Annotated in this window: 10 protein-coding genes; 3 read left to right on the top strand and 7 right to left on the bottom strand. The window is 72.4% G+C overall.

The features are described 5' to 3' along the window. Nucleotides 1-128: 128 nt before the first annotated feature. Complete coding sequence (locus tag OG338_RS28065; protein WP_405940017.1) at nucleotides 129-2,195, bottom strand: SpoIIE family protein phosphatase; 2,067 nt, start codon at nucleotides 2,193-2,195, stop codon at nucleotides 129-131. A gap of 273 nt (nucleotides 2,196-2,468) precedes the next feature. Here OG338_RS28065 and OG338_RS28060 point away from each other — a divergent pair, with 273 nt between their 5' ends. Then, nucleotides 2,469-3,836 (top strand): FAD-dependent oxidoreductase, encoded by a 1,368-nt coding sequence (locus OG338_RS28060; protein WP_405940016.1) that lies wholly within the window; start codon nucleotides 2,469-2,471, stop codon nucleotides 3,834-3,836. Between the two features lie 92 nt (nucleotides 3,837-3,928). Here OG338_RS28060 and OG338_RS28055 read toward each other — a convergent pair whose 3' ends face one another. Then, nucleotides 3,929-4,525 (bottom strand): hypothetical protein, encoded by a 597-nt coding sequence (locus OG338_RS28055; protein WP_405940015.1) that lies wholly within the window; start codon nucleotides 4,523-4,525, stop codon nucleotides 3,929-3,931. A gap of 179 nt (nucleotides 4,526-4,704) precedes the next feature. Between OG338_RS28055 and OG338_RS28050 the strand changes: the two genes are divergently transcribed. Next, nucleotides 4,705-6,138 (top strand): carotenoid oxygenase family protein, encoded by a 1,434-nt coding sequence (locus tag OG338_RS28050; RefSeq protein ID WP_405940014.1) that lies wholly within the window; start codon nucleotides 4,705-4,707, stop codon nucleotides 6,136-6,138. Between the two features lie 40 nt (nucleotides 6,139-6,178). Here the strand turns inward: OG338_RS28050 and OG338_RS28045 are convergent, their stop codons facing one another. After that, complete coding sequence (locus OG338_RS28045) at nucleotides 6,179-7,339, bottom strand: DUF6777 domain-containing protein (protein ID WP_405940013.1); 1,161 nt, start codon at nucleotides 7,337-7,339, stop codon at nucleotides 6,179-6,181. 132 nt (nucleotides 7,340-7,471) lie between these two features. Here OG338_RS28045 and OG338_RS28040 point away from each other — a divergent pair, with 132 nt between their 5' ends. Then, nucleotides 7,472-8,875 carry a lipase maturation factor family protein gene (locus OG338_RS28040; protein WP_405940012.1) on the top strand — a complete coding sequence of 468 codons (1,404 nt, stop codon included), beginning with the start codon at nucleotides 7,472-7,474 and terminating at the stop codon, nucleotides 8,873-8,875. Nucleotides 8,876-8,879: 4 nt separating this feature from the next. On the opposite strand, the gene OG338_RS28035 is transcribed toward OG338_RS28040, so the two are convergent. From OG338_RS28035 to OG338_RS28020, 4 genes are read right to left on the bottom strand one after another with little or no spacing between them, the layout of a single operon-like run. Continuing rightward, complete coding sequence (locus OG338_RS28035) at nucleotides 8,880-10,229, bottom strand: ammonium transporter (RefSeq protein WP_405940011.1); 1,350 nt, start codon at nucleotides 10,227-10,229, stop codon at nucleotides 8,880-8,882. Nucleotides 10,230-10,269: 40 nt separating this feature from the next. Beyond that, complete coding sequence (locus OG338_RS28030) at nucleotides 10,270-11,241, bottom strand: urease accessory protein UreD (protein ID WP_405940010.1); 972 nt, start codon at nucleotides 11,239-11,241, stop codon at nucleotides 10,270-10,272. 1 nt (nucleotide 11,242) lies between these two features. Next, nucleotides 11,243-11,863: an urease accessory protein UreG gene (ureG, locus tag OG338_RS28025; RefSeq protein ID WP_018099943.1), complete on the bottom strand. Its 621-nt coding sequence runs from the start codon at nucleotides 11,861-11,863 to the stop codon at nucleotides 11,243-11,245. Between the two features lie 31 nt (nucleotides 11,864-11,894). After that, complete coding sequence (locus tag OG338_RS28020; RefSeq protein WP_405940009.1) at nucleotides 11,895-12,641, bottom strand: urease accessory protein UreF; 747 nt, start codon at nucleotides 12,639-12,641, stop codon at nucleotides 11,895-11,897. Nucleotides 12,642-12,644: the final 3 nt, after the last annotated feature.

The following is a 12,644-nucleotide window of genomic DNA, read 5'->3' as shown; positions in this document are numbered from 1 at the left end:
ACGGGAGACCGACCAGGTCGCAGTCAATCTCCGGCGGTCCATCACGGTCAAGTACAGACACGTTACGTTCAGTTACATTCCCATTGCGTGCAACTTCTCGGCCGTCCGGGCGAAGGGGGCGTGGCGGGTCATTCGCGTGGCGGAACCACGAATTCGCTCCAGACGCACTTGCCGGTGCCCCGGGACTCGACGCCCCAGGCGTCCGCGAGCTGGTCGACCAGCAGCAGACCGCGCCCGGAGACCCCGGCCTCGCCGGCTTCCCGGCGGCGGGGCAGGGCGCTCGACCGGTCCTCGACGTCGACCCGGAGCCGCCGTTCGGGACCGGTGAGGACGCGGATCGTGACGATGGCGCCGCCGTCGGTGTGCATCAGGGCGTTGGTGACCAGCTCGTCGGCGGCCAGCTCGACCTCGTCGGCCCGGTCCTTGGCACCCCAGGCCCGGACGGCCGCGCGGATCATGTGGCGGGCCGAGCTGAGCGCCTCGGGGTCGTTCTGGCCGACGTGCTGCTGGAGCCGGCCGCCCGGCTGCGGGGCCTGGGCGGCCTTGCGGCGCAGGAGCAGCAGGGCCACGTCGTCCTCGCCGCCGCGCTCGTCCACGGAGGCGCAGAGGCGGTCGGCGAGCTGGTTCAGGTCCTGCGGGCCGTTGGTGACGAGGGCGGTGAGCAGCTGGGTGCCCTCGTCCAGATCGGCGCCCGGGAGTTCCACCAGCCCGTCGGTGAACAGCACCATGGTCTGGCCGGGGTCCAGCTCGACCGTGCCGACCGGGTATTCGAGCCGGCCGAATTCGGCGGAGAGCCCGAGCGGCAGCCCGCCTTCGGACGGCACCTTGCGGCAGCCGCCGTCGGCGTCCCGGACGAGCGGGTCGACGTGTCCGGCGCGGACCAGCTGGACCACGCCGGTGGTCAGGTCGGCCTCGGCGTAGGTGCAGGTCGCGAAGCGGTCGGTGTCGAGTTCGTGCAGGAAGACGGAGGCCCGCGCCATGACCGTGGCGGGGCTGTGCCCCTCGGCTGCGTACGCGCGCAGCACGATGCGGAGCTGGCCCATCACGGCGGCCGCGTGGGTGTCGTGGCCCTGGACGTCGCCGATGACTGCGCCGACCCGGCCGCCGGGCAGCGGGATGACGTCGTACCAGTCGCCGCCGATGTCCCGGCCGAGCCGGGCCGAGCGGTAGCGCACGGCGATCTGGGCGCCGGGCACATCGGGAATCCGGCGCGGCAGCATGGCCTGCTGAAGCCCTTCGGCGAGGTCGTGCTCCTGTTCGTAGAGCATGGCGCGCTGAAGGCTCTGGGCGATGGAGCTGCCGAGGGCGAGGAGCAGGTTCCGCTCGTCGGCGGTGAAGCCGTCCTTGCCGCTGTAGAGGAGGCCGAGCGCGCCGATGGGGCGGGCCTGGGCGATCAGCGGGAGGTAGGCGGCGGAGGTGATGCCGAGGTGGCTGATGTGCGGCCACAGGACGGGGTAGGAGGTGGCGAAGTCCTCGGCCGACTCGATGAAGCGGGGGCCAAGCGTGCGGACGACCTCGCTCATCGGGTACTGCTCGTCCGTCCGGGTGTACCGGGTGCCGGGCACGAACGACCCCTCGGGCCCGTCGGCCACCAGATGGATGCGCCCGGCCTCGATGAGCCCCATGACCAGGCTGGTCGCGCCGAGCAGGGCCATGCCCTCGGAATTCTTCAGGACCTCGATGACGTCCTTGACGGTACGGGCGTGGGCCAGGGCGGCCGTGGTGGCGTCGACCAGGCTGGTGCGGCGGCGCAGCTCCTCGTCCAGCTCGCGGCGGGCGGCGGACTCGGCGAGCTCCGGGCCGGCTTCTCTGACGATGCCGATGATCCGGCGGGGGCGGCCGGTGTCGTCGCGGCGCACGAAGCCCTGGGTGTGCGCCCAGCGCAGGGTGCCGTCGCGCGACTGGAGGCGGAAGTACGCCCCGTAGTTGCTGCGGCCGCTCTTCAGCGCCTCCGACACCATGGCGTCCAGCCGGACACCCTCGTCCGGCGGCACGCGCAGCCCGAGCGTCTCGGGCCGGTTGTCGTATTCGTCGGCCCTCAGATCGAACACGTCGAGGGCGGGCCGGTCCAAGTGCATGAGGCCGCTGTCGAGATCCCAGTCGAAGCTGCCCATTCGGTTCAGGGCGAGGCTGAGATCCGGGTGGGCGGGCCAGTCGTCCGGGAGTGACAGGGCACCCGCTACCCGATCGTCCATGTCCGTCACTCTGCCACCATTTGTCCGATTCTTCGACTGAACCGTCCATTTGGTGAACGTGCGATAGGACACATTCACAGAGCGCGCCGGAGGCCCGCGTCACAAGGAATCCCGGCACGCAGGCGCGGGAGGAGGGACCGAATACCGGCCGGTAGCGCCGCCCCGCCCCGAAATCGGGTCCGGGCAGCGGCTAACGTGTGCGACGGGGTCGACTAAGCCTTGCCTTACCAACCGGCCCCGCTTCTGCTCGCCCGTTCGAAGGAACAGCTCGCCATGACACGCCCCGTCCGCGTCGCCATCGTCGGAGCCGGTCCCGCCGGCATTTACGCGGCGGACGCGCTGCTCAAATCCGACGCGGCCGCCGATCCGGGCGTCTCCATCGACCTCTTCGAGCGGATGCCCGCCCCCTTCGGTCTGATCCGCTACGGCGTGGCGCCCGACCACCCGCGCATCAAGGGCATCGTGCAGGCGCTCCACCAGGTGCTGGACAAGCCGCAGCTGCGCCTGTTCGGCAACGTCGACTACCCGAACGACCTGGACCTGGACGAGCTGCGCACGTTCTACGACGCGGTGATCTTCTCGACCGGCGCCGACGCGGACCGCGCGCTCGACATCCCCGGCCACGACCTGGACGGCTCGTACGGGGCCGCCGACTTCGTGTCCTGGTACGACGGCCACCCGGACGTCCCGCGCACCTGGCCGCTGGAGGCCGGGAAGGTCGCGGTGCTGGGCGTCGGGAACGTGGCCCTGGACGTGGCCCGCATCCTCGCGAAGACCGCCGACGAGCTGCTGCCGACGGAGATCCCCGCCAACGTCTACGAGGGCCTGAAGGCGAACAAGGCGCTGGAGGTGCACGTCTTCGGGCGGCGCGGCCCGGCCCAGGCGAAGTTCAGCCCGATGGAGCTGCGCGAGCTGGACCACTCGCCCAACATCGAGGTCATCGTCAACCCCGAGGACATCGACTACGACGCGGGTTCGATCGAGACCCGGCGCGGGAACAAGCAGGCCAACATGGTCGCCTCCACGCTGGAGAACTGGGCGATCCGCGACGTCGGCGACCGGCCGCACAAGCTCTTCCTTCACTTCTTCGAGTCCCCCGTCGAGATCACCGGCGAGGACGGCCGGGTCACCGGTCTGCGCACCGAGCGCACGGAGCTGGACGGCACCGGCAACGTGCGCGGCACCGGCACCTTCCACGACTGGGACGTCCAGGGCGTCTACCGAGCGGTCGGCTACTACTCGCGCGAGCTGCCGAAGCTGCCGTTCGACGTCGCGTCCGGCACGGTCCCGCACGCCGCGGGCCGGGTCCTCGAAGGCGGCGAGCCGATGGAGTCGGTGTACGTCACCGGCTGGATCAAGCGGGGCCCGGTCGGCCTGATCGGCCACACCAAGGGCGACGCCAACGAGACGGTCGCCTGCCTGCTTGAGGACCACGCCGCTGGGCGGCTGCCCGCCCCGGCGCGCCCGGAGCCGGAGGCCGTCCCCGCCTTCCTGGAGGAGCGCGGCATCCGCTACACCACCCGTGAGGGCTGGTACCGGCTCGACGCGCACGAGCGCGCCCTCGGGGCCGAGCAGGACCGCGAGCGCGTCAAGGTCGTGGAGCGCGAGGCGATGCTGGACGCCTCGGAGGCCGGCCGCTGACGGCCACCGACACCACGGCGACGGCCCCGCACACCCTCTCCGCGAGGGGTGTGCGGGGCCGTCGCCGTATCACCCGAAGCGGCCGGTGTGTCTCATGGGGAGGCGTGCGCACGACGTGACCGTTCGCGCACCCGGTCCGGATAGCGCTCGGTGAAGCGGACCGCGAAGACCAGCAGCACGATCGGGATGATCCAGTTGAACCAGTCGCGCCCCGACGAGGTGTGCAGCGCGAGGAGGCCCAGCAGGGCGGTGGCCGCGAAGACCGCGCCCCACAGCAGCGTCAGCACCCGGTTGACATGGCGGAACACCGGCGTGCCCCACACCTCCCGGGGCGTCGACTCACGCGCGTACTGCTCGGTGAACGGCACGAACGCCAGCGAACCGAGCGCCACCACCGCGATCACGCCGCTGGACAGCACCTGGGCGTACCGCTCGACCCAGTCCAGGTCCTGACGGTCCAGGAACAGGGTCAGGACGCTCATCAACGCGAAGAAGACGATGCCGGTGACCTCCAGGACCTTGAAGGAACCCCGGCGCATGTCCGGCAGATTGAGCACCACGGCCGCCACCAGGGCGGCCAGCGAGGCGTACTCCCAGGTGCTGGGAGAGGCGACGACGATGAAGATGATCCAGGGCGCGAACGCGAAGAACAGATTCCCCGTCCGCCGCCCGGAGCGAATTTCGGACACCGGACACCTCCGAAGGTGTGGCCCGGCACGGCGATCTGCCGCGTCTTCCATGGTGGGCCCCGGGACGGCCCTTCGCACTCCGCGACCCGCGTTGCGGGGGTCCTGGGCCGGGGATTGAATGAGGAGTCAGCCCGGCCCGTATCCGGGTGTGCCCCCACGTACCGGCAAGGGAGGCCGCCATGGCCGCACATGCCGCACACGCCTTCGACCCGAGCCGGGTCGTCCATCTGTCGGGGCGCTTCGCCCCCGTGACCGAAGAGGTCGACGCGGCGGATCTGGACGTGACGGGCGCACTGCCCGGGGAGCTGGACGGGGTGTTCCTGCGCAACGGCCCCAACCCGCGCTTCACGCCGATCGGTTCGTACCTCTACCCGATCGACGGCGACGGCATGCTGCACGGTGTGTGGATCTCCGGCGGCCGGGCCCGCTATCGCAACCGGTTCGTCCGGACACCCGCCGTGGTCGCCGAGGAGCGGGCCGGGCGGGCGCTGTGGGGCGGCATCGAGTCGATGATCCTGCCGCGGGAGCCGGACGTCGGTCCTGAGCTGGCCGGCACCTTCCGCGACATGCCCGACATCAACGTGGTGCGGCACGCGGGCCGGCTGCTGGCGCTCGCGGAGTCCGCCTGCCCGTTCCTCATGACGCCCGAGCTGGCGACCGTGGGCAAGGAGACGTTCGGCGGGGCGCTGCCGGCGGGCATCACCGCGCATCCGAAGACCGACCCGGTCACGGGCGAGATGCTGGTCTTCTGCTACGGCCTGGAGCCGCCCTACCTCACCTGGTCCGCGATCGGCCCGCGGGGCGATGTGCTCCGGGGGCCCACGCCCGTGGACGGGGCCGACGAGCCGATGATGATCCACGACATGGCGATCACCCCGCGCTTCCTGGTGATCGTGCTGGCCCCGGTGTTCTTCGACATCGCGGCGGCCATGCACGGCGGCTCCGTGCTCGACTGGCGCCCCGGACGCGGCACCCGCCTCGCCCTGATCCCACGCGACGGCGGCCCGGTGCGCTGGGCCTCGGACGACGCCTTCTGGCTGTGGCACACGGTGAACGCGTTCGACACCGAGCCCGGCGGCGGCGATGTGGTGCTGGATTACGTGCAGTGGACCCGGCTGTCGCTCGGCGCGCCCGCCGAGGGGGCCGGGCCCAACCGGGCGGGCCTGGTGCGCGCGGTCATCGATCCCGTGGCGGGCACGATGCGCCGGACCGTGCTGGACGACGTCCGGATGGAGCTCCCCCGCACCGACGACCGGCTGATCGGCAGGCGCCACCACCAGCTGGCCGTGGCCTCGGACTCCGGCGGCCCGGATCTGCTGCCGGGCGAGTACGACACCCTGCGCTGGTACGACGGCAACGACCCCGGTGGCCCGCATGTGGCGTGGCATGCCGGGGACCTGTCGGTGGGGGAGCCGGTCTTCGCGCCCGTCCCCGGCACCGGGCCGGGCGAGGGCGGCTACTGGATGACGTACGCCACCGACCGCACCGATGCGACCAGCTGGCTGCTCGTCATCCCGTCCGATGACCCGGCATCGGGCCCGGTGGCCCGGATCCGCATCCCGGTCCGCGTCCCCCTCGGCCTCCACGGCAACTGGCTGCCGACCGAGGAGTGAGGGCCGCCGAGGCCCACCGAGAAGTGCGGCCCGCCGCCCCTCACCACCGCACGGCCGGCCCGTCGCCAGCGCCCCGGGGCAGCCGGATGGACGTCGGCTCTTCGGACCGGGGCGTCTCATCCGGCACCGGCGGCACCCCGGAGGGCTCGTCCGTGGGCTCTCCGGTCGGCATCGGGCAGGACGTTTCCCCCGGCGCCCGGGCGGGTACGCCGCGGGCCGCCGCCGGCTCACCGGGCGGTGTGGGCGTCTCCGGTGCGGGTACGTCGGGCGTCGGGCAGTCCTCCGTGGACCGGGACGGGGTGGGCTCCGACGACTTCTCCGGCGGCGCGGACTCCGTGGGGGACTCCGGCCGCTTCGTGCCGGGTGGCGTTACGCCGGGGAGCGGGCCGGTGATGTCGGTGTCGGGCGCGTAGGGCGGCGGCTTTTCGGGAACACGGTCGCCGGTGCCCGCGTCACCGGCCGGCCGGGCGATCCAGCGGTGGTGGGCCAGGTCGGCGATCAGCAGCTCCGTCACGGGCCGCGCGGCGGGCTCGACCACGACGGTCCGCGCCGGGTCGAACCCCTCCCACCGCTTCCCCGTCCCGGCCGCCGCGTCCCCCGGGCCGGCCGGCGGGTCCAGCGGGTTGCCGCAGACGCAGCGGACCCGGGGCAGCCCCCGAGCGTCGACCATGACCGCGGTGCCCGCCTGCAACACGGCCTGATAGGTGGTGACGGCCCCGTCCCGGAAGCCGTGCCCGGTGACCAGGGTGTCGGCGCGCAGCACGACGGGCGTCAGGCCGCGCAGGAAACCGGCGACCTCCTCGGGTGCGACGGACACGGTGCGCGCGAACGCCTCTTCCCGCGCCGGGTCCACGGCAAGCATCCGGATCTCGGCCTCCACGTCGCAGGAGGGGACGGCACGGGTGCCCGCGTACAGCCCGGGCGTCGATCCGGTGCGCCTGAGCGCCGGCCCGGGCGCCGAAGCGGAGCGGGGCGCCCCGGTCCGTGCGGCGCCCGGGGGCAGCGCCGGACCAGCTGCCGTGGAGGCGGTGAAGGGGGCGGTCCCGGGGTCGGACGCGGGCTGGAGGACGAGGTCGGCGTTGCCGGCCGTTCGCGTGGCGGGGCCGCGGGCGGGGGTGCCCCCCGCGCAGCCCGCGCTGAGGAGGAGACCGGCGCAGAGCAGGGCGGGGACGGTGCGGCGCGATCGTATGCGTGAGGGCACGGGCGGTTCTCCTGCCTGGTCACCGGTCTCCCGGTCGCTCCCCTATGTCTGCCGCACTTCCCGGTCCGCCGCAAACGGACAGGGGCCGGGAAGATCCGGCGGGCGGCGGGCGCACGGCCGATACTGGTGGTGATGGAGTGGTTCACCGCTGACGGGTACTGGCTCGGCCGGCTGGTCTTCCAGAAGGCCCTCGCCGTCGTCTATCTGACCGCCTTCCTCACCGCGGCGCTTCAGTTCCGGGCGCTGATCGGGGAGCACGGCATGCTGCCCGCGGCCGGGGAGCTGCGGCGTACGTCCTGGCGCACCGCCCCGGGGCTCTTCCGGCTGCATTACTCCGACCGCTTCTTCGCCGTGGTCGCCTGGACCGGGTGCGCCGTCTCCGTCGCGCTGCTCGCCGGGGCGGACAACCGGGTGCCGTTGGGAGCCGCGATGGCGCTGTGGGCGGTGCCGTGGCTGCTGTATCTGTCGATCGTGCAGGTCGGCGGGGTCTGGTACGGCTTCGGCTGGGAATCGCTGCTCCTTGAGACGGGTTTCCTCGCCGTCTTCCTGGGGAACGCGGGCACGGCGCCACCGGTGCTGGTGCTCTGGCTGCTGCGCTGGCTGCTGTTCCGGGTGGAGTTCGGCGCCGGGCTCATCAAGTGGCGCGGGGACGCCTGCTGGCGGAAGCTGACGTGTCTGGACTTCCACCACGAGACGCAGCCGATGCCGGGCCCGCTGAGCTGGTTCTTCCACCGGCTCCCCCGGCCCGTGCACCGGGTCGAGGTGGCGGCCAACCATGTGACGCAGCTGCTCGTTCCGGTGCTGCTGTTCACCCCGCGGCCGGTGGCGGGCGCGGCGGCCGGGCTGATGATCGTCACACAGTTGTGGCTGGTGCTCTCGGGGAACTTCGCCTGGCTCAACTGGCTGACCATCACGCTCGCGCTGCCGGCCGTCGACTGGTCGCCGGTGGCCGAGCCGCCCGCCCAGCGGGGCGCCCCCGGCTGGTACGAGGTGGTGGTCGTCGCGGTCACCGCGCTGGTCCTGGTCCTCAGCTACCGGCCGGCCCGCAATCTGGTCTCCCGCCGCCAGGTGATGAACCGGTCCTTCGACCCGCTGCACCTGGTCAACACGTACGGCGCGTTCGGCAGCATCAGCCGGGTCCGCCTGGAGGTGGTGGTGGAGGGCACGGACGACGCGGTGGTGCGTCCGGGCACGGTGTGGAAGGAGTACGGCTTCAAGGGCAAGCCGGGCGATCCGCGCCGGCTGCCGCGCCAGTTCGCCCCGTACCATCTGCGGCTCGACTGGATGATGTGGTTCGCGGCGCTCTCCCCCGCGTACGCCAGGTCCTGGTTCGGGCCGTTCGTGGAGCGGCTGTTGGAGAACGACCGGGACACGCTGCGGCTGCTGCGGCACAACCCGTTCCCGGACGCCCCGCCGGCCCAGGTGCGGGCCCGGGTCTTCCGCTACCGGTTCACCACCTGGCGCGAGCTGCGGGCCACCGGCTGCTGGTGGCACCGCACCCCCGTCCGCGACTTCCTGCGCCCGACCAGGGCGTGAGCGGCTACTTCTCGCTCTCGCGGGCCCTCAGCAACCGGCTGATCTGCTGGACCAGCTCGTCGTCGCTCGCCACCCGGCGCCCGGATACCAGCGCGCCGAGCCGCTCGGCGGTCTGGAAGTCGTACGCGCGCTCGACCTCCTCGCCGGGCACCTTCGCGTACTTCTCCCCGGCCCGGAAACCGACGGTCAGGTCGACGGCCTTGGCGATGAGCCAGGTGAGGATGAACGAGAACGCGATCACGGACACGATCGCCACCAGCTGCTTGCCGAGCAGGCCCCAGCCGCCCCCGTAGAACAGGCCCTCCTTGCCGCTGATGCGGGCCGTGGCGAAGAGGCCGACCATGACCAGGCCGATGAACCCGCCGACCCCGTGCACCCCGACCACGTCGAGCGTGTCGTCCACGTTGAAGCGGAATTTGAGGGTGATCGCGTACGCGCTCACCGCGCCGACGACCAGCCCCGTGATCACCGCGCCCAGGGTGTTGATCTCACCGCACGCCGGGGTGATGGCGACCATGCCCGCGACGGCGGAGGAGACCACGCCCATGGTGGTCACCCGGCCCGTACGCCACTTCTCGACCAGCGGCCAGGTCACCATGGCGCCCGCCGCACCGAGCTGAGTGTTGATGAAGGCGGCCGCGGCCGTGCCCTGGTCGGTGAGCGCGGAGCCGGAGTTGAAGCCGAACCAGCCGAACCACAGCAGCCCGACACCGACGACCACGAGCGGGATGTTGTTCGGGCGCTCCTCGCGGCGCGCGAAGTCGCGGGACGCGCGCAGCACGAGCGCGACGGCGAGCCCGGCGACCCCGGAGTTGAGCTCCACCGGCAGCCCGCCCGCGAAGTCGAGGGCGCCGAGGTGCTTCACGATCCAGCCGTCCTTGTCGAACACCCAGTGCGCGAGGGGGATGTAGACGATCAGCAGCCACAGCACGACGAAGACGAGCCAGCCCCGCATCGTGGCGCGGTCGGCGATGGAGCCGCTGATCAGCGCCACGGTGATGACGGCGAAGCCCATCTGGAAGGTGCTGTAGATGTACGTGGGGATGGCCCCGGTCAGCGTGTTGAGCTGGATGCCCTTCATGAAGACGTGGTCGAGGTTCCCGATGAGCCCGGCACCGCCGACGTCCGGCCCGAACGCCAGGGTGTAGCCGATGATCCACCAGACGAGGGTGCCGAAGGCCAGCGCGGCGAAGCTCATCTTGATCATCATCAGCACGTGCCGGGTGCGCACCATGCCGCCGTAGAAGAACGCGAGACCGGGCGTCATCAGCAGGACCATGGCGGTGGCGGCGAGCAGCCAGGCGGTGTCCCCGGAGTCGTACGCGGCCGGCATGGGCGCGGGAGCGGTAATCATCGGCGGTACCTCGTGTAGGGAGCGGGCGGTACGGGAAGCGCTACGGCTTGCGCAGGTCGGGTGGCGGGTGGCCGGTCAGCAGCCGGCGTACGGCGTGCCAGGCGGCCCGTTGCGCCTCGGCGACCCGGACCGGGCTGTCGTCCAGGAGCCGCACCCACGCCCCGCAGTCCCGGGGCAGCACGCTCACCCCGTACAGGACGCCGAGCCCGGCCAGCGCCTTGTGCAGGGTGTCGGCGAGCCCGGCGGCGGGAACGCGGTCGGTCACCACGAACAGCGAGGCGACATGGTCGTGCCCGGCGAACACCCCGGGCCCGAGGACTCCGGCCCCCGGCCGCCCGTTCCCCTGCCGCCCCGGCGCCAGGCGCAGGGTGTCGATGGCGAGAAGGGTGCCGTCGGGCCGGCTGACGCGGAGGTCGGTGGCGAGCGTCCGGTACGCGTGGCGCTCGCCCCGGGCGAGCCGGCCCGCGGTGAGGGTGTCACCGACGAGCACGGTGGCGCCGGGCGCGACGGTGACCTCGGTCCGCTGGTAGAACCGCGCGTCGCGGAACGGAATGAGCGGGTCTGGGAGGTATTCGACGTAGCTGCCGGCCTCGGCGGTGAGGTGGACGCGCTGGCTCGCGTAGTCGTGCTCCATCCGGAAGACCTTGGTCGCGGCCTGGGTCGTCAGATGGACCTGCGTACCGGGGCCGCAGTGGAAGTCCATCCGGTAGCGGTCGGCCTGGGCGATGCCGCCGCCGGTCGCCATCAGATACACGTAACTCATGCCGGGCTGCGCGGGGTCGATCCACAGCGGGCGCATGATCTGAAGCGGGGTCTTCTGGTAGCGCCCGACGAGTTCGGTGCGCCCGCCCCGCACGGCGAAGGCGAGGTCGAGGATGCCGACCTTGGCCGGGGAGCCGGGCGCCAGGGTGTCCGGGACGGAGGCCAGGGCCGCCACGTCCGGGGGGACGCGGACGGGCGTGTAGTAGTCCTCGGTGAGCCGGTCCTTCGGCCGTCGCGGGGCGAGCGGCATATCAGATCAGCACCTTGCGGCGTGATTCGAGGTAGCCGGCGATCTCGTCCACGCCGACCCCGGTCAGGCAGTCGGTGAGGACGACGGGGCGGTCGCCGCGCACCCGGTGGGCGTCGGACTCCATGACGTTGATGTCCGTACGCACGTACTGCGCGATGTCGATCTTGTTGATGACCAGGAGGTCGGAGTCGGTGATGCCGGGGCCGCGCTTACGGGGCATCTTCTCGCCCTCCGCCGTGTCGAGCACGAAGAGGAAGAGGTCGACCAGGGCCGGGCTGAACGTCAGGGTGAGGTTGTCGCCGCCGGACTCGTACAGAAGCGTGTCGGTGTCCGGGAAGCGCTCCAGCATCTCGGCGCCGGCCGCGAGGTTCATCGTCGGGTCGTCGCGCACGGCGGTGTGCGGGCAGGCGCCCGTCTCGACGCCGACGACGCGCTCGGGTTCGAGGACACCGGCCAGGGTGCGGCGGACGTGCTGGGCGTCCTCCTGGGTGTAGATGTCGTTGGTGATGACGGCGGGGCGGTGACCGCGTGCGATCAGGACCGGGACCAGCGCCTCGATGAGCGCGGTCTTGCCGGAGCCGACGGGTCCGCCGATGCCGACCCGCAGTACGTTGTCGTCCATGGTGCTCCTAGGGGTGTCGTGGTGGGGGGGCTCAGCTGGCGAAGAGGCGGGCCTCGGCGCGTTCATGACGGCCCGACATGACGTCCGAGGCGAAGACGGTGGCGCCGACGTCGTCCAGCTCCCTGCGCAGCGCCGCGTCGACGGTGGTCTCGATGACGGGCGCGGCGCCTCGGAGCAGGGTCTGCGCCGTACGGTGATCGGTCAGCCTCAGCCGCAGGGCGGCGCCCGCGAAGCTGACGCAGAACGCGAACAGGTCGGCGGCGACCGCCTGGCGGACCGGGACTCCGGTCGCCGCGTAGACGACCCCGGCCGCCACCGCCTGGGTACCGGGGGCCTCGCGGCGCACGACCCGGTCGTGGTAGTCGCCGATCTCCGGGCGGCCGAACACCTCGTGGCCCAGGTCCAGGAGCTGGCGCCCGGTCCGGGTGGCGGCCAGGCGCATCTCCCGGCCCAGCTTCGTGGCGAACAGGTGCTCGTCGATCCGGACCACGGCCTCCGGGTCGCCCGCCGCGGTCGCCCGGTGGGCGAGGGCGAGCGCGGTGGCGTCGGCGGGACCGACGCCGTGCAGCAGCAGGTCCGCCAGCAGCGCCGGCAGGCTCTCCGCGTCCACGGCGCCCGCCTGGGCGAAGCCCTCCAGGCTGTGCGACAGGGTGTAGAAGCCACTGGGGAACGCCGAGTCGGTCAGCTGGAGGCTGACCAGCAGCGGTCCGAGGCCGGTGGCCGCCGTGGTCCCCGCCGGCCCAGGGTCGCCCGCGATGTCGCCCTCCTTGCGGTACATCGG

The organism is Streptomyces sp. NBC_00726 (assembly GCF_045161735.1).
Lineage (GTDB): Bacteria > Actinomycetota > Actinomycetes > Streptomycetales > Streptomycetaceae > Streptomyces.
Note: the sequence above shows the minus strand (reverse complement) of the source record. Positions and strands in the feature narration are given on the sequence as shown.

Coding starts and splice junctions, on each gene's coding strand:
- OG338_RS28035 (WP_405940011.1), bottom strand. CDS start 10,229: ATGATTACCGCTCCCGCGCCCATGCCGGCCGCGTACGACTCCGGGGAC.
- OG338_RS28050 (WP_405940014.1), top strand. CDS start 4,705: ATGGCCGCACATGCCGCACACGCCTTCGACCCGAGCCGGGTCGTCCAT.
- OG338_RS28040 (WP_405940012.1), top strand. CDS start 7,472: ATGGAGTGGTTCACCGCTGACGGGTACTGGCTCGGCCGGCTGGTCTTC.
- OG338_RS28030 (WP_405940010.1), bottom strand. CDS start 11,241: ATGCCGCTCGCCCCGCGACGGCCGAAGGACCGGCTCACCGAGGACTAC.
- OG338_RS28020 (WP_405940009.1), bottom strand. CDS start 12,641: ATGTACCGCAAGGAGGGCGACATCGCGGGCGACCCTGGGCCGGCGGGG.
- OG338_RS28060 (WP_405940016.1), top strand. CDS start 2,469: ATGACACGCCCCGTCCGCGTCGCCATCGTCGGAGCCGGTCCCGCCGGC.
- OG338_RS28065 (WP_405940017.1), bottom strand. CDS start 2,195: ATGGACGATCGGGTAGCGGGTGCCCTGTCACTCCCGGACGACTGGCCC.
- ureG (WP_018099943.1), bottom strand. CDS start 11,863: ATGGACGACAACGTACTGCGGGTCGGCATCGGCGGACCCGTCGGCTCC.